Genomic DNA, 272 nt, shown 5'->3' with positions numbered 1-272 from the left:
CGTCGTGGCTGATGAAGTTAGAAAACTAGCTGAACGTACTCAAAAATCTCTAGGTGAGATAGAAGCAAATACAAATGTATTAGCTCAATCAATAAATGAGATGAGTGAATCTATAAGAGAGCAAAGCGAAGGCATAAATATGATAAATGAATCAGTTGCTCAAATAGATCACCTAACAAAAGAAAACGTTGTAATTGCTAATGAAGCAAATGAAGTAACATCTGAAGTAGATGAGATGGCTAAAGCTATTGTTGAAGAGGTTAGGAAGAAGA

Annotated in this window: 1 pseudogene; it reads left to right on the top strand. The window is 34.6% G+C overall.

Going from position 1 to position 272, the window contains the following annotated elements:
- A pseudogene (locus MTT29_RS09925) lies at positions 1-272 on the top strand (methyl-accepting chemotaxis protein); the annotation flags it as partial.

The organism is Campylobacter concisus, from assembly GCF_050447485.1.
Lineage (GTDB): Bacteria > Campylobacterota > Campylobacteria > Campylobacterales > Campylobacteraceae > Campylobacter_A > Campylobacter_A concisus_BQ.
Note: the sequence above shows the minus strand (reverse complement) of the source record. Positions and strands in the feature narration are given on the sequence as shown.